The organism is Streptococcus gallinaceus (assembly GCF_040545695.1).
GTDB lineage: Bacteria > Bacillota > Bacilli > Lactobacillales > Streptococcaceae > Streptococcus > Streptococcus gallinaceus.
This window is the reverse complement of record NZ_JBEPMK010000001.1, coordinates 412,358-432,720: the sequence shown is the minus strand read 5'-3', so window position 1 is coordinate 432,720 and position 20,363 is coordinate 412,358. Positions and strand designations below refer to the sequence as shown.

Here is a 20,363-nt window from a genome sequence, read left to right as displayed (position 1 = left end):
GACACGCATCCACCCTCTTCCGATTATAAATAGGTTATTTCTAGCTGAATAGCCACATCTGTCCGCAGTAGTTTTTTCACCCGACATTGCTGATTGACATAGTCCAACAATTCTTTTTCTTGCTCATCCGTCAAGGGATCTGGAAGCGTCATTTTGAGCTGAAAAGTATCATTAGCATAGCAGCTCTCCACTTGAATCGGCATCTGCACAATTCCATGTTTCCGCTTGAAATACCCTTGAGCACACATGGTGATGCAGGAAGCCAAGGCAATATTCAGAAGGCTCATCGGTGTTTCACCATTTTCAACAGCTCCAAAAAGTTCTACAGGACTCCCGTAGCCCTCTGACACAGCATGATAAAGTTTGTCTCCTTTAATCTTCGTTTGGTACATAAGGTCCTCCCACTGTTTGACAGTCATTAAAACGTTTGACTTTATTCTACCAAAGTTTCTCCTTTTTTTCTGTCAAATTGTTTGGGACTATCCTTCCAGACTGTCCAAGGCTTGTTTCAAATCTGCGATTAAGTCATTGGCATTTTCAAGACCGATAGACAGACGGATTTGATTGTTCGTAACACCGCAAGCCAGCAAGTCCGCCTCAGGTAATTGTGCATGTGTTGTGGTTGCCGGATGGACAACTAAGGATTTGGCGTCAGCTACATTGGCAAGATTTGAGAAAATTTCCAACTGATTGATGACTTGGCAGGCTTCTGCAGCCTCTCCCTTCACATGGAAGGTAAAGATTGAGCCTGCACCTTTTGGAAAATATTTTTGGGGGAGCTCATAGTAAGGATTCGTTGGCAAACTTGGATAATTAACCACTTCTACTTGCGGGTGTTCTTCTAAAAAAGCAACAATTTTCTGAGTGTTTTCCAAGTGACGATCCACTCGCAAGGATAAGATTTCAAGACCTTGAAGCAATAAAAAGGCATTAAATGGTGATAGGCAAGCCCCCATATCACGTAATAGTTGGGTCCGAACTGCTGTCACAAATGCAGCCGGATCAATATCTCGCGTGTAACTCAGATTATGTTAGGTTGTGTCTTCTTCAACAAACTGCGAAAATTTGCCACTAGCTTCCCAGTCAAATCGACCACTATCCACGATGACACCACCGATTGATGTCCCATGACCGCCAATAAATTTGGTCGCAGAATGAACAGAAATATCAACACCATGGTCAAACACCTGAATCAAGCAGGGCGTGCCAAATGTATTATCCGCTACCAGAGGAATCTGATGCCCATGCGCAATTTCTGCCACCTTTTCCAAGTCAGGAATGTTAATCAGAGGATTTCCCAAGGTTTCAACCCAGACCAGCTTAGTCTTATCCGTGATGGCAGCTTCCACCTCATCGAGTTGGTCAATATCAACAAATGTTGCAGTAATCCCATAGCGTGGGAGGGTTTCTTTTAGAAAGTTAAAAGTACCACCATAAAGTGTCGTCGCTGCTACCACATGGTCTCCCGCATGCGTCAACGCTAAAATAGTATAGGTGATTGCAGCCATGCCAGATGCTGTCGCAAGGGCACCCACACCACCTTCCAAGGCAACTACCCGCTCCTCGAAGACAGAAACAGTAGAATTGCCGATTCGTGAATAAATATTAGCTGGCTTTCTCAAGGCAAAAATATCCTCTGCATCCTGTGCACTGTCAAATACATAGGACGTTGTTTGATAAATCGGAACAGCACGTGACTTGGTATCCTAATCAATCTGTTGACCCGCGTGTAATTGTAAGGTTTCAAAACTCCATTTTTCGCTCATTGTTGGACCTCTTTATCTAAAATTTTTTCTTATATTCTACTCCTAAATATACAAGTTTTCCAATACTTATTAGATAAAAAAGCTATAGCTTAATCTTTTTTGGTAATCGGCGCAATGGACGCCAATACTTTTTTGAGTCCCATTTCTGGGAAATTGATTTTCAACTCTTGTCCTGAACCTGATCCAGAAACTTCCAGAACCGTTCCCTGACCCCATTTTTTATGGATAGCAATGTCTCCTACTGACCAATCCGTTGATGGAGCAGCGCCAGCATTTTTTCCGAAAGGCAGACTGCCACCGATAGAAGTTTGGCGAGGCTGAGCAGCGGCTTTTCTGCTTTGCAAGGCCTGTGACAGGCTCATCCCTTGGCCAAATTGACCTGATTTGCCATTGACATAAGAGGCCTTGAAGCTAGTATTAGCAGGGCGCGCCAAGCCTTGATAATCCAGCAAATCACTTGAAATCTCACGAATAAAGCGACTCGGTTGATTGTAATTAGTCCGACCGAACAGCAGACGAGAATTGGCATTTGTCAGGAAAAGCGTTTGTTCCGCACGCGTAATGCCCACATAAGCCAGACGCCGTTCTTCTTCAAGCTCGGCTTCCTCTTCGGCAGCTCGACTGAGCGGAAAGACATTTTCCTCCATCCCAATCAAGAAAACAACTGGAAATTCCAACCCCTTTGCTGCGTGCAAGGTCATCAAGGTCACCTCAGCCGCCTCTACTTCACCATCATCCGTATCCGTAATCAAAGCCAAATCATTGAGGAATAGGCTCAGCTTGTCTAAACCAGTTTCTCCCTCAAGCTCTACATCTTTTTCGTCAAAGTTTTTGGTAACAGATAGAAACTCCTGGATGTTTTCAATCCGTGCATTTGCCTCAATGGTCGCCTGCACAGCCAAGGCATTCAAATAACCCGTTTGATTCAATACCTGTTCGACCAATTCTGTGATGGTCAACTGGTCCAATTTCTCACGAAGGCCTAAAATAATATTGGCCAAATCCCAAACAGCTTGAGCGGCCTTGCCCTTGATAGGAGACAACATGATTTGCGAACAGGCATCCAAGAGAGACATTTCCTGCAAATTGGCAAAATCGCGAATCTTGTCAACCGTACCTGGTCCGACACCACGCTTGGGCTCATTGACGATCCGCTCAAATGAAATATTGTCAGCTGGATTTGCAATGATATTCAGATAAGAAATGACATCTCGAATTTCCTTACGGCTATAGAACTTGGTTCCACCCACCATGGTGTAAGGAATGTTGGACTTGAGCAAGGCTTCCTCAATCGTACGAGACTGGGCATTGGTCCGATAGAGAACCGCAAAGTCCTTGTAATTGTATTGACCTTGGGCCATTATCGCAATTTGTTGTGCAACAAATACTGCCTCAGACTGCTCATCATTGGCACGGTGGTAAACAATCTGCTCACCTTCGTTGTTCTGCGTCCATAATTTCTTAGGACGTCGATTTTTATTGCGCTCGATGACGTCATTAGCTGCCTGCAAAATCGTTTTGGTTGAACGGTAATTTTCCTCCAAAAGTACCACTTTTGCATCTGGATAATCCTTCTCAAAGTCGAGGATATTTTGCATATCTGCACCACGCCATCCATAGATAGACTGGTCCGCATCCCCCACTACACAGATATTTTTAAAGCGAGAAGCCAAAAGCTTGACCAACTGGTATTGGGCATGGTTGGTATCTTGGTACTCATCTACGTGGATATATTGGTAACGTTGTTGGTAATAGGTCAAGACCTGCGGATTTTGGTCAAAAAGACGAAGGGTCAGCATAATTAAGTCATCAAAATCCACCGCTTCAGACTGGCGTAACTCTTTCTGGTAGGCCTTATAGCACTTGGCTACAATCTGAGTATACATGTCCCCAGCCTGGCTCTCGTAGGCCACTTCATCCAGCAAGTCATTTTTTGCATTCGAAATAGTTCCTAGAATTGACCGTTCGCTCCACTTTTTGGGATCAAGATTGAGATTTTTCAAAATCCGTTTCATCAGTGTGCGCTGCTCACCTGGATCAACGATAGTAAAATTGCGATTGTAACCAATATGGTCTGCATCACGACGCAAAATCCGAACACACATAGAGTGAAAGGTTGCAATCAAGCTATCTTGAGTAGCGGGATTTAAGGCCATTGCCCGCTCTCTCATTTCTCGCGCAGCTTTATTGGTAAAGGTAATGGCCAAAATATTCCATGGATTGACCATTTTTTCATCAATCAGATAAGCAATGCGGTGCGTCAGGACACGGGTTTTACCAGAACCAGCCCCCGCCATAATCAACAATGGTCCTTCCGTTGTTTGAACCGCCTCTGCTTGACGGTCATTCATTCCTTGTAATAATGGATTCATTTTCTCATACTTTCTAATCAATTATCTTTTTATTATAACAAAAAACAAGCGACAAGTTCAACAAGCAATCTCATAATCTAATACAATTTCAAACAGACTTTGTGCTATAATACTCCTATGAAGTTAGAACAAGAAACATACCAACAAAATAAGCAGTCCCTTGGTAAATTAAATCAAAGTATAACGCCACCTGAAAGTGCAGGCTTCTTCTCCACACTAAGGGTATTTTTAGGACCTGGTGCCCTTGTCGCTGTCGGCTACATGGATCCAGGAAATTGGATTACCAGTGTTATCGGAGGAGCGAGTTACCGTTATAGTCTTCTTTTTGTTGTACTACTCTCATCTTTAATGGCTATGCAGCTACAACAAATGGCTGGTAAGCTTGGAATCGTTACACAACAAGACTTGGCCCAAATTACAGCTACCAACCTTGCAAAACCTTTTCGCTACATTCTATTCATTATCATAGAACTTGCGCTTATGGCGACAGATTTGGCAGAAGTTATCGGCTCAGGAATTGCACTTCATCTTCTATTTGGGTGGCCACTCACTTTTTCGATTTGCATTACAATCTTAGATGTCTTTTTACTACTTCTGTTACTAAAATTTGGTGTTCAAAAAATCGAAGCACTGGTTACGACGCTCATATTTACTATCCTAATAATTTTTCTTTATTTAGTCATTTTATCCAAACCTGACTTTCAAAGTCTATTTAGAGGTTACTTTCCTTCAGCTTCGTTAATTGAGTCACATCCTAACACAGAAAATACACCTTTAACTCTTGCGCTAGGTATCATTGGTGCCACTGTTATGCCCCACAATCTCTATCTCCACTCAGCTCTATCTCAGACTCGTAAAGTGGATACCACTAGTACGATTTCGCTTCAAAAAAGTATTCGTTTTATGACCTGGGATTCCAATATACAACTGACATTAGCCTTTATTGTTAACTCTCTGTTGCTAATTTTAGGTGCATCATTGTTTTACGGTCATTCTAGTCAAGTCAGTGCTTTTTCACAAATGTACAACGCCTTGTCTAATAATCGCATCGTAGGCACCATTGCTAGCTCATTTCTTTCTACTCTGTTCGCACTGGCACTATTAGCTAGTGGGCAAAATTCGACAATTACGGGAACTCTAACTGGACAAGTCGTTATGGAAGGCTTCCTCCATTTAAGACTTCCTCAATGGCTAATTCGATTGATAACTCGAGGTCTAGCCCTCCTGCCTGTCCTTATTCTTTCTATTCTTTTTGGTAGCCAAGAAAAAATTCTAGACCAATTGATTGTCTATTCACAAGTTTTTCTATCTGTTGCATTACCTTTTTCGATTTTTCCCTTGATCTATTTCACTTCTAGAAAAAAATATATGGGGGTATTTGTAAATGCAAAATGGAACACCTACCTCGCCTATACAATTGCCAGTCTGCTATCCATCTTAAATATTAAATTAATTATCAATCTATTTATAAATGGATAATTCTAAAATAAAAATAAGATTCACCTACAGGCGAATCTTATTTTTATTTTAGAATTAAGCAATTGTACGAACACGCATTGTGTTTGTAGAACCTGATTGACCAACTGGTACACCAGCAACGATAACGATGTTGTCACCTGATTCAACAAGACCTGATTCAAGCGCAGCTTTCTCAGCCAATTCGAACATGTCATCTGTTGAAGCTGGTTTGTCAGTTACGACTGGAATAACACCCCAGTTAAGCATCAATGATTTTTGAATATTTTCTGTAAATGTTACAGCCAAGATGTCTGCATCTGGACGGTATTTAGAAATTTGGCGAGCTGAGAAACCAGTTTCAGTTACAGTTACAACCAATTTAATGTCCATTGAGTTACATGCATCTTTAACAGCTGATGCGATAACTTCTGTTTTAGAAGTACGGTCAAATGTTGATGAGTCCAAACGACCATATTCACCAAGAAGAGTTTGTGCGTTCATAGCAATAGTTGCCATTGTGCGAACTGACTCAAGTGGGTATTTACCGTTTGCTGATTCACCTGAAAGCATTGTTGCATCAGTACCGTCGATAACAGCGTTGAATACGTCAGATACTTCTGAACGAGTTGCACGTGGTTTGTCAGTCATTGTTTCAAGCATGTTTGTTGCTGTGATAACTGCTTTACCAGCCGCATTTACTTTAGTGATGATTTGTTTTTGGTAAACTGGAACCATTTCGAATGGTACTTCAATACCCATGTCACCACGAGCGATCATGATACCGTCTGAAGCCTCGATGATTTCGTCCAAGTTATCGATACCTTGTTGGTTTTCGATTTTTGAGAAGAGACGAACGTGACCGTTACCAGTTTCTTCACAAATAGCACGAACAGCTTCTACGTCTTTTGCTGAACGTACAAATGAGATAGCGATATAGTTCAAGCCGTTTTCAAGACCGAAACGGATATCCGCATCATCACGTTCTGCAAGTGATGGGAAAGGAATTTTAGTGTAAGGGATGTTTACACCTTTTTGTTTTGCAATAACGCCATCATTTTCAACAGCACATACAAATTCACGTTTTTCATCGTCTTTAGAAATAACACGAAGACCTAATTTACCATCGTCAACAAGTACTTGTTTCCCAACTTCAACGTCATCGTAGACATCCAAGCTACCAGCAACGTTAAGGGCAATCACTTCACGAGTTGATTTGATACCTTGTTTTGTAGCAACGCGGATTGTTTCACCAGTTACGTAGCTATATTCTTTCGCTTCGCCTTCAAACAATTCAGTACGGATTTCTGGACCTTTTGTATCCAAAAGGAAACCTACTTTTTTACCAGCGATTTCTTCAGCTTTACGAACAGTTGCCATACGTGCACCTTGCTCTTCATGGTCACCATGTGAGAAGTTGAAACGGAAAACATTTGCACCAGCTTTGATCAATTCAGCAATGGTTGCAGCTGATGTTTCAACATCAAGAGGCTCACCCCAGTAACCATCTTCACCGAATTTTTTACCACCACGTGTTTCAACGGCTGGTCCAAGTGTTGCAACGATTTTTACGCGTTTATTCATTTTTGAAAAACTCCTATTTTTATTGATATTTGAAACGATTAACTCGTTAGATTAAAGACGGTGTTGTAATTGACGGTTGAGTTCTGCCAATTTTAAGTCAGCCTTGTGTGGGTTGTTCACGATGATGCTTCCATCTTCAGCAAGTGTGAAGAGTGCGCCTTCTTCAGCAGTACCAAGGATTGGGCTTTCAACAACTTGTTCGTTACGAATACCAACTGCCAAACCACCCCTACCTTCTTTAAGCAATTCTACAGCGCGAGCGCCAAGACGTGCTGCAAGAAGACGGTCGTGAACTGTTGGATTACCACCACGCAAGATGTGGCTTGGGTTAACTGCACGAACCTCAGTTTTGTTTCCAGCTGCTTTCATGCCTTCAACAAACTTCTCAGCTGACATAACACCTTCTGCCAAGATAATGATATGATGACCTTTTTTCAATACATCGTAAGTGTAGTTAACTTTTTCAACTACTTCTTCAAATGTAAACTCTTCTTCAGGAATGATGATTTGGTCTGCACCAATCGCCATACCAGCCCAAAGAGCGATATCACCTGCATTACGTCCCATCAACTCAATGACGAATGTACGACCATGACTGAATGCTGTGTCACGGATTTTGTCAATGGCATCAATGGCAGTTGAAACAGCAGTGTCAAAACCGATTGTATAATCCGTACCAACGATATCGTTGTCGATTGTACCAGGTATACCAACTGCTGGGAAGCCATGTTCTGTCAAGCGCATTGCACCATGGTAAGAACCGTCTCCACCGATAACTACAACACCTTCGATGCCGTGTTTTTTCAACTGTTCGATACCTTTCATTTGCCCTTCAAGAGTGGCAAATTCTGGGTAACGTGCTGAACACAAGAATGTTCCACCACGGCTCAAAATGTTCCCTACAGAAGCTGAATCCATTGGGAAGATTTCGTCGTTTACCATACCAGCATAACCATGTCTGATACCATAAACTTCCATTCCTTCATAAATTGCTTTACGAACAACTGCACGAACGGCAGCGTTCATACCAGGTGCGTCACCGCCACTAGTCAAAACAGCAATACGTTTCATTTCGCTTATGCTCCTTTTTTCCTTTTTAACTGTCTCATTATACCACATTTCCTGCGGGTTTGCTCGTGTTTTTATTGTATTTTAACGAAAAACCGTTTTCATAGAAAATTCTTTTAAATCTATTTCCAGCTGGCTTGATTTTGATACACCATACTGGGCGACTTGGATAGTTTCATTACTTTCTTGATAATGAAGCACCACCGGAATAGAGCCACTATGTTCCTCTAAAACCCCCGCTATTTCCTGGTCAAATTCATGATTTTGTAATAAAATCCAAAACTTTTCATCAGAGGCAAGTTCTAGCTGGTCCAGCACCATCTGCAGATGACCGTCACGTTCCTGCATCCGCCCTATTAAATAAACAATTTTCCCTTCTTCCAGTAGATTATGATACTGTTTGAAGGATTCCGGGAACAAGGTTACATCCAAACGTTGCTTGGTGTCCGATACTTGCAAAAAGGCCATCTGCTCCCCTTTTTTCGTACGGATGACGCGTACTCCCAAAATCTGCACTAAAACAGTCGCTCGTTGCTGCTCCGTCAAGTCTGCCAACTCGGTCAATGAACGCGAACTGCTTTGACGGATTTTGACAAGAGGATGTGGGCTGATCCCGACACCAATGACAGCCTGTTCCATCTCAAATTTTTCACTGTCTGTGTAGTCTTCTGTCTCAGTCCAAGAATAGGTTTCCTCAGAGAAAAAGGAACCAAAGGCCTCCACAAAGACAAACAAATTATCCAAATTCACCACAATTTTCTTACGATTTTTTTCAAAATCATCAAACAAACCAAGCTGAATCAACGGTGTCAGCAGGTCTTTTTTCTGATACTTAACCGGCAAACGAAGCATAAAATCTTCGACACTCTTGAAGGGACGATTTTCCAAAATCCAAAACGAAAGTTCTCTAGGCATCCCTTTGATATTTTTCAAGCCCATGTAAATCTGGCGCTCGGAAAACTTATCATTAAATGGAATATTGTTAATAGTCAATCGAGCCACTTTAAATTCAAATTGCAGGGCATCATTGATATAATCGCTGCTAGAATAATTGAGCATCACATCAAAAAAGACATCTGGGTAATGCACCTTGAAGTAAGCCAACTGAAAAGCCAGTGCCGAGTAAGCATAGGCATGACTACGGTTAAATCCATAACCTGCAAACTTAGCCATCATAGCAAAAATCTCTTCAGCCTTATCCCTAGAATGACCCAAAGCTTGCGCACCGCTTAAAAATGCTTCCTTCATGGACTGCATCTCAGCCGCATTTTTCTTGGACATGGCCCGCCGCAACAAATCGGCTTTCCCGAGTGTAAATCCAGCATAGCGCTGAGCAATCTGCATGACCTGCTCTTGATAAAGCATGATTCCGTAGGTCGGCGTCAAGATGTCGGCAATGGAGTCATCTAGCAAGTCCACTGCTTCTTCCCCTTGCTTTCGCTTGACAAAATTATCCGAGTAATCACTGGCTCCAGGTCGATTGAGACTGGTCGTTGCTACGACATCCTCGAACCGCGTCGGACGCACTCGTTTCAAGAGACGAATAGCCCCCGGCTGCTCAAATTGGAAAATTCCCTTTGTCTGACCTACCGCAAAGAGCGCTAAAGTCTCCTTGTCCTCCAAGTCAATCTTCTCAACCGCAATGTCCTGACCATACTTATCAAGCACTGCTTCTTTCATCTTCTGAGCAAAGGTCAGATTGCGCAGACCAAGAAAATCCATCTTCAGAAGACCATTGGCTTCAACACCGTGGGCATCATACTGGGTGACCAGCATGTCCTCTCCGAATTTCAATGGAATTGTATCCGTCAAATCCTCATCACTCATAACGACACCGGCCGCATGAATAGAAGTCTGACGAGGATGCCCCTCAATCTGCTGGGCAATGGCAAAAGCTTTCTGGTACTCCATCTTGCTATTGATAATTTGACGAAAAGACGCATTTCGCTCGTAAGCCGTCGCCAACGTATCTCGAAAAGAAATTTTCTTGGTGATATTGGTCAACTCATACTCAGGAATCCCAAAGCGCTTGAGAACATCACGAATCGCTTGCTTGGCCCCAAATGTCGAATAGGTCACGATTTGTGCCGTATGCATGGTCCCATAACGCTCGCGCACATAGCGGATAAACTCTCCACGGTAAATATCTGGAATATCAATATCAATATCCGGCATACTAAAGCGTTCTTTATTGAGGAAACGCTCAAAAAGTAGGTTGTGCTTAACGGGATCAATACCTGTAATACCCAAGCTGTAAGCCACCAGACTACCAACCGCAGAACCACGACCCATCCCCATGTAATACCCCTGACTGCGACCAAATCGCAGTAAATCCCAGACAATAAGGAAATAATCGTCAAATCTCATTTCATGAATAATGGATAATTCTTGCTCCAACCGTTCTTGGTAGGCAGCTCCTTCCAAATTTCTGTTTGATAAACCTTTTTGAGCTCGTTCGCGTAACTCCTCCACAGCGGGGCGTTCACAATTAAAACGAGGCAATTTCAAATTTTTGTCCAAATCATAAGAAATTGTCTGAATCAATCTTGCTAGATTGTCCAAGGCTTGCGGAAAGTTTGCAAACTGCTGACGAAATTCATCTGGCGCTAACAAAAATTGACGACTGGGTAGATCCGTTACCTGATTGAGGGTACTATTGTCCCGAATCGCGCGCAGAACCTGCAGCGGCTCTACCTCCTTCTCCTCAAAATAGCGTACGGTATAAAGAGGAAGAATGGGTCGTGAAAACTCTTGTTGTGGGGTATCTGGATAGACCCCGATGACAAAATCACAATCCAGTTCCAGCGTTTCAATCCCAGAAAAATAGGGAACGACCACCAATACTCCGGGCAAAAATTCTTGAAAATCTTCCCAAGTTTTCTTGCCCATCATCTTACTGGTCGATAACTTGAGCAGATTCCGGTAGCCCTGACTATCACGCGCAAGCAATTGCATACGAATCGGCTGGTCCTTGACCAGCACTTCCATTTCGCAACCAATAACCGGCTGAATCTCCGCTGCTTGACAAGCCTCCATAAACTGATAAGCTCCATAAAGATTGTCCACGTCCATCATCCCCAAATGGGAATAACCCAATTCCTTGGCTCGCGTGACGTATTTTTCGATGGTTACCATGCTATCCATAAAAGTATAGACAGTTTTGGTATCTAATTGTGCTAGCATGGCAAGCCTCCTTCATATCTGTTGTTCATTAGTTCTATTATACAAAAAAATAGCATTTAATACTTGCATTTAAAATAGAAAAATTGTATTATCTTTATAGAACAAGGATACAGAAAGGGGAGTTTATCATGGCATGGAAATTTGACAACAAAATCCCAATTTACATCCAAATCACAAATGCTATCAAGCTACAAATTGTGACCAATCAGCTAAAAACAGGGGATAAATTACCAACTGTTCGCGATTTGGCTGAAACAGCCGGCGTCAATCCCAATACCGTTCAACGCGCCCTATCGGACTTGGAGACGGAAGGCTTAGTCTACGCCCAACGTACGACTGGACGATTTGTGACAGACAATATTGACTTAATCAAACAAACACGAATTGAGTTGGCCCAACAGGAATTAGCCAACTTCACAAACAATATGCTGAGTCTTGGATTCGCAAAAGAAGAATTATCTGAGCTCATCGCCAATTATGTAAAAGGAGAATAATATGGAAAAGCAAATCACGCTTGTTGAATTCCAACAAGTATCCAAATCATACGGTGGGCTCCTTGCCCTTAACAATGTCAACCTAAAACTATCCGCTGGAAAAATCATCGGACTGCTGGGACCGAACGGTTCTGGGAAGACGACTTTGATTAAATTATTAAACGGCCTTTTACAACCAGAATATGGTCAAATCTTAATCAACGGACGTTACCCTTCACCTGAAACCAAAGCCATGGTGTCCTATCTACCTGATACGACCTATTTAGATGAAAATATGAAGGTAGTGGAAGCCGTCGAATTATTTGCAGATTTCTATGCTGATTTTGACCAAAAACGCGCCCTTCATCTCTTGGAAGACCTCAATATCGACTTGAACAGTCGTATGAAACACTTGTCAAAAGGGAACAAGGAAAAAGTACAATTGATTTTAGCCATGAGCCGTCAGGCTCAACTCTATATCTTAGATGAGCCAATTGGCGGAGTGGACCCTGCGGCGCGGGACTACATCTTGCGGACCATTATCAACAATTACTCTCCCACTTCTTCAGTCATCATCTCTACTCACTTAATTTCTGATGTAGAACAAATATTAGACGAAGTGATTTTCCTTCAATATGGCAGCATCATTCGTCAAGGAAATGTCGATGACATTCGCATCGAAAGCGGTGAATCCATCGACGAACTATTCCGTCGCGACTTTAAGTTCTAGTTAGAAAGAGGAGATATTATGTTTGAAAAATTATTAAAATATGAATTTAAATCCCTAGGAAAATGGTACCTCGGCTTATATGGCATTATTTCGCTCTTATCCGTCATACTCGGTGTTTGGATTCAAACCATTATTAGACGTTCTGAAAATCATATTGCAACCTTCAACGACAACAATTGGAATGTGGAAGGAATCCTATTTGTACTTGCCTGTGTTGCTTTCGGGCTGCTCATAGGCGGACTCTTCATTTCGACTTTCTTCCTAATCGTGACACGATTCCAGAAAAGCGTCTACGGCCGCCAAGGCTACCTTACCATGACACTTCCAGTGACAGGGCATCAAATCATCCTCAGCAAACTCCTTGCTTCTATCATCTGGTATATATTGGCCGGACTGATGTTACTAGTATCCGGACTCCTCATTACGAGTATTGCACTGATGCCAGTCTACGATGAACTAGACTTCGCTCATATGTTTAGCGAATTATCTAAGATAACAAGCTGGGGGCTCCTATTCCAAATTGCAATACAATATTTCACTGAAATGATCATGGGAATCCTGCTTGCCTACTTTGCCATTTCTCTCGGTCAACTGTTTAAAGACCACCGCATTGTCTTAGCCATTGTCTTTTATATCGGTATCTATTTCGTCATTGGAACGGTGCAGACAATTCACTTCGCCACAAGTGCCTATGTTGCTTCAATGTCAAACATGGAGAGTTTCTATCCATTCCAGCCAGACTGGTTTACCTTCGTCTTTAATATCCTCTTAGCAATTGGATTCTACTTTGGTACCCACTATATCATGACCAAACGTTTAAATATCCAGTAGGAGTCGCTATGAAAAAAAATAAAACAGATACTCAACCAGCGATTAGATGCTTCCATCCAAAAAATTCAAGTATCACCTGTTCGGACTTGTCCCTACGCCCTGGTACACACTCTCTACGCAGCCGTGGTGATAGTCTAACTTACAAATAAAGAAAATCTCTTTCTCAGCTTTCTCATTATCCTTGCTAGCTCTGTACTTTTTCTACATTGCCTCTGGATTATCCTAGTAAGTAGACGATACATTGCTAGCAAGACAGACGAACGATTTGGAACCACGCAAAAAAAAACAGATTGGACTAACATCCAACCTGTTTTTTCTAAGACGGAAGACATGGGATTCGAACCCACGCACGCTATCACACGCCTACCGCGTTTCCAACACGGCCTCTTAAGCCTCTTGAGTAATCTTCCAATGGAGCCGGTGGGAGTCGAACCCACGTCCAAACACCTGCTAACTTATTCGTCTACAACCATAGGTTATGTGTTGCTTTAACAAGACCTCGACACATAACTCAAGCCCAAATCTTGCGAGTCAGTAAATCTCTTTTAGAATAGTCTGACAATATCCTAACGTAGCTTGTTAATTTAAGACTGATAGATAGACACAAGCAATCTATCATCAGTCACGCAGGCAGGTGTTTAGGCTGCTAATGCGTAAGAATTTGTATTTTTTGCAGTTATATTTAACTGGCATTTTTACATCTGCCGATGAGTTGCAGAACAAGCCTCATAATGCCTGTCGAATCCGTAACGACCCCGCGTTACGTCATATGCTAAACATTATAGCAGATTTTCACAAAAATGGCAAAATTATTTTATTCTTACATCTAAACTTTTTCAAAATACTTTATGGTACAATAGAAACATGTATAAACTATCTCAAAAAATCATACAAGTTCTCAGTATTTTAGCTCTGATTGGCAGCTTTGCACTGGTCATTTGGCTCTACAAACTGGGTATTCTCAACAATCAAAATGTTCTGACCGAGTTTATCAAAAAACAAGGAGCACTAGGTAGTCTGAGTTATATTGGTATTCAGATTATTCAAGTCGTTTTCCCTATTATTCCTGGTGGTGTGACCACTGTCGTCGGCTTCCTTCTATTTGGATTCTGGTGGGGCCTAGTTGTCAACTACATCGGTATCAATATCGGCAGCATCATTCTCTTTTGGCTAGCCCATCGTTATGGTAAAAAGTTCTGCCTGCTTTTCATGAAAGAAGAAACTTTCACCAAATACGAACGTAAAATTGACGACAAGAAAGGCTATGAAATTTTCTTTATCCTTTGCATGCTCTCCCCTATTTCTCCCGCTGATATTTTAGTCATGATTACTGGATTAACAAGTATGAGTTACCGCCGTTTCATCACCATTATCTTGCTTTGCCGTCCCTTATCCATTATCGCCTATAGCTACATTTGGATTTATGGAAGCCAGTGGTTACAACAATTATTGCATTAAAAAACAAGCCTTAACGGCTTGTTTTTTTAACGAATCCCCAATGCGATACGCGCATAGCGGCTCATTTTATTGACTGTCCAAGCTGGTGACCAGACCAAACGGACATCCACTTCTTTGACTTCTGGAACAGATTGCAAAACATCATGAATCTGATCCGTAATCAAGTCAGCCAAAGGGCAGCCCATAGTTGTCAAGGTCATATCAATCTCTGTCTTACCTTCATCAAAACGAATTTCATAAATCAGACCAAGATTGATAATATCGATTCCCAATTCAGGGTCGATTACTTCTTCTAGCGCAACGAAAATGCGCTCTTTAATGTCATTTACTTGTTCTTCTGTGTACATTTTCGCTCTTTCTGTTTTACGTATGTGCTACATTGCAACTAATACGGCTCTTTCCTAGTCTTCCATAAAGTCACGGAGCGGTTTGCTACGGCTTGGGTGGCGTAATTTGCGGAGAGCTTTGGCTTCGATTTGGCGGATACGTTCACGGGTAACGTTAAAGACTTTACCCACATCTTCCAAGGTACGCATTTTTCCATCGTCAAGACCGAAACGAAGACGGAGTACATTTTCCTCACGGTCAGTAAGGGTATCAAGCACTTCATCCAATTGCTCACGCAAAACAACACGAGTTGTGTAATCTACTGGATTTTCAATCACTTCATCTTCGATGAAGTCGCCAAGATGGCTATCATCTTCTTCACCGATAGGCGTTTCAAGAGAAACTGGCTCTTGGGCAATCTTCAAGATTTCACGAACCTTGTCCGGTGTCATATCCATCCGCTCAGCAATTTGCTCTGGAGTTGGATCTTGTCCCAATTCTTGAAGCAAGTTACGTTGCTCACGCACCAATTTGTTGATGGTTTCAACCATGTGAACAGGGATACGAATGGTACGAGCTTGGTCGGCAATGGCGCGGGTGATGGCTTGGCGAATCCACCAAGTCGCATAAGTTGAGAACTTGAACCCTTTTGAATAGTCAAATTTATCAACGGCTTTCATCAAGCCCATATTTCCTTCTTGAATCAAATCAAGGAACTGCATGCCACGACCAACATAGCGTTTTGCAATCGAAACAACCAAACGCAGGTTAGCTTCTGCCAAACGTTGCTTGGCTTCCACATCGCCTGCTTCAACTAAAAGGGCCAATTCTTGCTCTTCTTCGTTGGTCAAGAGTGGTACAACCCCAATTTCTTTGAGGTACATACGAACTGGGTCGTTGACTTTAGCGGAGTTGCTTCCCAACAATTCCTCGTCTGACAACTCAGTTTCTTCTTCTACTTGCATGACGCGCGAACTTGGATTACCATCCTTGTCCACGATTGAAATCCCTGCATCTTGGATCCGTTGCAAGAGATCATCAATCCCGTCAGCATCTAATGTAAATGGAATAATCAGCTTTTCATTGATATCATCATCAACGGCTGTTCCTTCTTTTTTGTGGTTACGGATATAGTCCGCAATTTGTACATCAAAAGTGGTTACTTCTGTTTTTTTGTCTTTTGCTGTTGCCATAATTACTCCATTTTTCTTTTTTGTGCAATGAGTTGTGCTAATTCATCTAAAGCAGCATCGTCATTTCCAACATGACTTTGCTCACGGATAAAACGTGAACGCTGTCGATTGTCTCTCTTTAACCATTCGCGATCGCGAGCCAATTCTAAGTCATCCATTTCCTGATTTCCAACTTCGCTAGGTAATTTTTCCTCCAAAATACGGTACCAGGCTGTCTGCACAGTATCGGATTGCTGATTTAAATCGAAGGAAGAAATTTCTCCTGCGTTCTTGAGCAGACCGTACAAAACCTGCAATTCAGGTGTGTAAAACTCAAAATCTTCACGGACACGGTATTCATTGAGCAGGTAGGGATGTTGCAATAAGCGGTAAAAAATATGATTTTCCGTCCGAACCAAACTCGAAATCTTGGCCTGTCTTGGTAACTCCTGTACCTGCTGCACACGAGGCTGTTCCTGCTGTTCAACCGTCTGCACTCGTTTGGAGATACGGACATTGTTGACAGCCATTTCAACCTGTTGGTAATCAAAGTCAGGCAGGAGGTCAGCTAATTTATAGATATAGGAATTTTGAGCGGTAATCGAGCTCGTTCCTGCAATAATCGGTGCCATCTTATCCACGAATTCAATCTGCATCTGCAAATTATCTGGATTTTCCGGTCGAAGATACTGCATCAAAAACTCAACATCGCTGACACGAGACTTGGTCAAGACTTGCTCGAGAGCTTCCTCCGAATGACGCTGGATAAATTCATCCGGATCCATCCCGTCTGGAAGCGAGACGATTTCGACCTCAAAGTCTTTTAATTCTTCCAAGGCCTTGGCCGTTGCAACCTGCCCAGCTCTATCTCCATCATAGGTCAAGATGACCTTTTTGCAGTGCTTCCGCAAATGCGTGACATGCTCAGATGTTAATGCTGTTCCCATCGAAGCCACAGCATTTTCAATCCCTGCCCGATAGGCGGCGATAACATCCATGAAGCCTTCCATCAGATAGACTTCACGCTGTTTTTTGATGACCGACTTGGCCTTATCCAAATGGTAGAGCTCATAACTCTTATTAAAAATGGCCGTTCCACGACTATTTTTATACTTGGCTACCTGCATATTGGCTACATCTTCTGGCGTCCATTTACGGCCAGAGAAAGCCATGACACGTCCATACTCATCCGATAAGGGGAAGATAATTCTTCCTTGGAAGGCATCATAAATCAGATTATTGTCTGCTGTATTGAAGAGCCCTGAGTTGAGCAAATCCGCTTCCTCAAACTTTTTAGAAAGAGCTTGATAGAGGATATTTTGCTGACTCGGCGCCAAACCCAACTGGAAATACTGAATGGTCTCATCTGTCAAACCACGCTGATGGAGATAAGCACGCGCTTCCACCCCCATTTTGGTCGTCATCAAGAGAGCATGATAAAACTTCGTCGCTTCCGTATGGATGTCATAGAGCATTTGGTGTGGATGCTGTTTTTGCGGCTGAACGTGCGTTTTCGGAGCAATATCCAGCTGAAAACCCGCCTTGTCTGCGATCAGCTGAACGCTATCTGTAAAAGAAAGCCCTTGCGTTTCCTCGACAAACTTGAAAACATCACCTGACTTCCCACAACCAAAACAGTGGTAAAACTGCTTGTCCTCTACGACATTGAAGGACGGTGTCTTCTCACCATGAAAAGGACAAAGCCCTAGATAATTGCGTCCTGCCTTTGTCAGGGCAACGGATTCACCGATGATATCAACAATATTGACCGAAGCTTTTATCTCATTGATAAGTTCTTTTGAAATCATCTTCCCCTCCCTGATAGACAGTCTATGCACAACATACCATTTTTATATTCTATAACATTTTTCATGAATTGTAAAATTTTCAAGATTGATTACTTGCAAAAAATGAAAATTGATATATAATAGACTAAAATATTTATTTAGGAGGCATATTTAGGATATGTTAAAAGATTTAAAAGCTTTCTTGTTTAAAGGAAACGTACTTGACCTTGCTGTTGCTGTAATCATCGGTGCTGCATTTGGTGCTATCATCACTTCACTCGTTGGTGACATCATCACTCCGCTCATCTTGACTCCAGCTTTGAAAGCTGCAAACGTAGAAGACATCGCTAAACTTGGTTGGAACGGTGTTATGTACGGTAAATTCTTGAGCGCTGTCATCAACTTCTTGGTTGTAGGTACTTCACTCTTCTTTATCGTAAAAGCTGCTGAAAAAGCAATGCCTAAAAAAGTTGAAGAGCCAGCTCCAGTTGGTCCAACTCAAGAAGAATTGCTTACTGAAATCCGCGATTTGTTGAAAAAATAATCCATCTCAAACAGACTTCGGTCTGTTTTTTTATTCCCAAAATCTAAAAAAATAAAGAACCTAGGACTTTCGTCCCAGGTTTTACTATTATCCTTGGTAACCGTTTGGATTGTGCGATTGCCAATTCCAGCTATCACGACACATGTCTTCAATTGATTTTTCAGTCTTCCAATCAAGCTCAGCCAAGGCTTTGTCTGCATTGGCATAAAAGGCTGGCAAATCACCTGCACGGCGTGGTGCAATCTGATAAGGAACTTCTACACCGGTTACTGCTACAAATGTATTGACCAACTCAAGAACACTAGTTCCTTTTCCAGAACCTAGATTGTAAGTGTAAACTTGTTTGGCTTGGTCCAATTTTTCAAGTGCCTTAACATGTCCTTTAGCCAAGTCTACAACATGGATATAGTCACGAACACATGTACCATCAGCTGTGTCGTAGTCTCCACCAAAAATATTGAGAAATTCACGTTTTCCGACAGCCACTTGAGAAATAAAAGGCATCAAGTTATTGGGAATACCAGATGGGTCTTCACCAATCAAACCAGATTCATGTGCTCCGATTGGGTTGAAATAACGAAGCAATGAGATAGACCAGTCTTTATTCGATACATACAGGTCACGCAGAATTTGCTCACACATGACCTTTGTCTGACCATAAGGGCTTGTCGGTACACCAACGGGCATGCTTTCAAGATAGGGAGAGGGATTGAACCCACCATAAACCGTTGCACTAGATGAAAAGACGATTTTCTTTACACCGAATTCTCCCATGACTTCTACAAGAGATAGGATAGACATGAGGTTATTGCGGTAGTACATGGTTGGTTTTTGAACAGACTCTCCTACCGCTTTGTGGGCTGCAAAATGGATAGCTGCTTCAATCGTTTCCTTTTCAAAAACAGAACGAAGGGCATCCTTGTCTGCAACATCTAATTGATAAAAAGTAGGACGTTTTCCTGTGATAGTCTCGATACGATCGACAACCTTCTCACTCGCGTTTGAAAGATCATCAACGATCACAACGTCTTTTCCAAGCTCCAATAGCTCGACAACAGTGTGGCTTCCGATATAACCTACACCACCAGTGACCAAAATACTCATGCCATTCTCCTTTGTATTAGTGACAAAAAAACAGCCTTACAGCTGTTTTTTATATTCTATTAGAATTTTTTACGCTTACGAGCTGCTTCTGATTTGCGTTTACGTTTTACAGATGGTTTTTCGTAGAATTCACGTTTGCGTGTTTCTTGAAGCGTACCAGCTTTGGTAACCGCACGTTTGAAACGGCGAAGAGCATCATCAAGTGATTCATTCTTGCGTACTACAGTTTTTGACATATTTTTCACTCCCCTCAATTTCAAAGTCCTTAATAGTGTACTACAACTTCATTTAAAAGTCAATCGTTTTGTTAAAAAAGTATGTGGTAAATTTTTGAGAGTGAAAATCCCTACGAATAGCAACTATTTCTACGAAAAAAGACCGTGCCTGAATATACGTATTTTTGCACTTTGTAGTCCATATATTTTCCATGATACTTTTCCTTGTCTTATTTTACGGAATAACACGGTAAGTATTAACTAGTTTTTAAGCAAACAAAAGACCTTTTCTTC

At 42.0% G+C, this 20,363-nt stretch carries 16 protein-coding genes, 1 tRNA gene, 1 other RNA gene and 1 pseudogene; 6 read left to right on the top strand and 13 right to left on the bottom strand.

The window, feature by feature from the left end; all coding sequences use genetic code 11:
- Positions 1-23 precede the first annotated feature (23 nt).
- From ABID27_RS02230 to pcrA, 3 genes and pseudogenes are all read right to left on the bottom strand, one after another.
- The gene (locus ABID27_RS02230) at positions 24-392 is read right to left on the bottom strand and encodes an OsmC family protein (RefSeq protein WP_354279906.1); all 369 of its coding nucleotides are present in this window, start codon (positions 390-392) and stop codon (positions 24-26) included.
- Positions 393-479: 87 nt separating this feature from the next.
- Positions 480-1,766: pseudogene (locus tag ABID27_RS02225) on the bottom strand (O-acetylhomoserine aminocarboxypropyltransferase/cysteine synthase family protein).
- An 89-nt stretch (positions 1,767-1,855) separates the two neighbouring features.
- Entirely contained in the window at positions 1,856-4,138 is a 2,283-nt protein-coding gene (pcrA, locus tag ABID27_RS02220; RefSeq protein WP_253363167.1) for a DNA helicase PcrA, read from the bottom strand.
- Positions 4,139-4,255: 117 nt separating this feature from the next.
- Between pcrA and ABID27_RS02215 the strand changes: the two genes are divergently transcribed.
- Positions 4,256-5,617, top strand: coding sequence for an Nramp family divalent metal transporter (locus tag ABID27_RS02215; protein ID WP_253363165.1), 1,362 nt, complete (start codon positions 4,256-4,258; stop codon positions 5,615-5,617).
- 54 nt (positions 5,618-5,671) lie between these two features.
- Here ABID27_RS02215 and pyk read toward each other — a convergent pair whose 3' ends face one another.
- The 3 genes from pyk to ABID27_RS02200 form a co-directional block, all read right to left on the bottom strand.
- Entirely contained in the window at positions 5,672-7,177 is a 1,506-nt protein-coding gene (gene pyk / locus ABID27_RS02210; RefSeq protein WP_253363163.1) for a pyruvate kinase, read from the bottom strand.
- Between the two features lie 51 nt (positions 7,178-7,228).
- Entirely contained in the window at positions 7,229-8,248 is a 1,020-nt protein-coding gene (pfkA, locus tag ABID27_RS02205; RefSeq protein ID WP_253363161.1) for a 6-phosphofructokinase, read from the bottom strand.
- Between the two features lie 81 nt (positions 8,249-8,329).
- Positions 8,330-11,428 (bottom strand): DNA polymerase III subunit alpha, encoded by a 3,099-nt coding sequence (locus ABID27_RS02200; RefSeq protein WP_253363159.1) that lies wholly within the window; start codon positions 11,426-11,428, stop codon positions 8,330-8,332.
- A 128-nt stretch (positions 11,429-11,556) separates the two neighbouring features.
- Here ABID27_RS02200 and ABID27_RS02195 point away from each other — a divergent pair, with 128 nt between their 5' ends.
- Genes ABID27_RS02195 through ABID27_RS02185 form a run of 3 tightly spaced genes read left to right on the top strand, consistent with a single transcriptional unit; the run spans position 11,557 to position 13,462 of the window.
- A complete protein-coding gene (locus ABID27_RS02195; RefSeq protein WP_253363152.1) occupies positions 11,557-11,922 on the top strand; it encodes a GntR family transcriptional regulator in 366 nt (121 codons plus the stop codon).
- Between the two features lies 1 nt (position 11,923).
- Positions 11,924-12,631: an ABC transporter ATP-binding protein gene (locus ABID27_RS02190; RefSeq protein WP_354279902.1), complete on the top strand. Its 708-nt coding sequence runs from the start codon at positions 11,924-11,926 to the stop codon at positions 12,629-12,631.
- Positions 12,632-12,649: 18 nt separating this feature from the next.
- The gene (locus ABID27_RS02185; RefSeq protein ID WP_354279900.1) at positions 12,650-13,462 is read left to right on the top strand and encodes a hypothetical protein; all 813 of its coding nucleotides are present in this window, start codon (positions 12,650-12,652) and stop codon (positions 13,460-13,462) included.
- Between the two features lie 322 nt (positions 13,463-13,784).
- On the opposite strand, the gene ABID27_RS02180 is transcribed toward ABID27_RS02185, so the two are convergent.
- Positions 13,785-13,872, bottom strand: a tRNA-Ser gene (locus tag ABID27_RS02180).
- Positions 13,872-14,219, bottom strand: a transfer-messenger RNA (tmRNA) gene (gene ssrA, locus ABID27_RS02175). Before ssrA ends, ABID27_RS02180 begins: the two co-directional genes overlap by 1 nt.
- Before the next feature lie 107 nt (positions 14,220-14,326).
- Here ssrA and ABID27_RS02170 point away from each other — a divergent pair.
- Positions 14,327-14,920 carry a TVP38/TMEM64 family protein gene (locus ABID27_RS02170; RefSeq protein ID WP_253363146.1) on the top strand — a complete coding sequence of 198 codons (594 nt, stop codon included), beginning with the start codon at positions 14,327-14,329 and terminating at the stop codon, positions 14,918-14,920.
- 26 nt (positions 14,921-14,946) lie between these two features.
- Here ABID27_RS02170 and ABID27_RS02165 read toward each other — a convergent pair whose 3' ends face one another.
- The 3 genes from ABID27_RS02165 to dnaG are packed head-to-tail and all read right to left on the bottom strand — an operon-like array spanning position 14,947 to position 18,227.
- Entirely contained in the window at positions 14,947-15,267 is a 321-nt protein-coding gene (locus ABID27_RS02165; protein WP_222348253.1) for a metal-sulfur cluster assembly factor, read from the bottom strand.
- A gap of 54 nt (positions 15,268-15,321) precedes the next feature.
- Positions 15,322-16,440 carry an RNA polymerase sigma factor RpoD gene (gene rpoD / locus ABID27_RS02160; protein WP_354279897.1) on the bottom strand — a complete coding sequence of 373 codons (1,119 nt, stop codon included), beginning with the start codon at positions 16,438-16,440 and terminating at the stop codon, positions 15,322-15,324.
- 2 nt (positions 16,441-16,442) lie between these two features.
- The gene (gene dnaG / locus ABID27_RS02155; RefSeq protein ID WP_354279895.1) at positions 16,443-18,227 is read right to left on the bottom strand and encodes a DNA primase; all 1,785 of its coding nucleotides are present in this window, start codon (positions 18,225-18,227) and stop codon (positions 16,443-16,445) included.
- A gap of 157 nt (positions 18,228-18,384) precedes the next feature.
- Between dnaG and mscL the strand changes: the two genes are divergently transcribed.
- The gene (gene mscL, locus ABID27_RS02150; protein WP_354279893.1) at positions 18,385-18,750 is read left to right on the top strand and encodes a large conductance mechanosensitive channel protein MscL; all 366 of its coding nucleotides are present in this window, start codon (positions 18,385-18,387) and stop codon (positions 18,748-18,750) included.
- Between the two features lie 87 nt (positions 18,751-18,837).
- Here mscL and galE read toward each other — a convergent pair whose 3' ends face one another.
- Entirely contained in the window at positions 18,838-19,854 is a 1,017-nt protein-coding gene (galE, locus tag ABID27_RS02145) for a UDP-glucose 4-epimerase GalE (protein ID WP_354279891.1), read from the bottom strand.
- 59 nt (positions 19,855-19,913) lie between these two features.
- Positions 19,914-20,090, bottom strand: a complete 177-nt coding sequence (gene rpsU, locus ABID27_RS02140; protein WP_000048054.1) for a 30S ribosomal protein S21 — start codon at positions 20,088-20,090, stop codon at positions 19,914-19,916.
- Positions 20,091-20,363 lie beyond the last annotated feature (273 nt).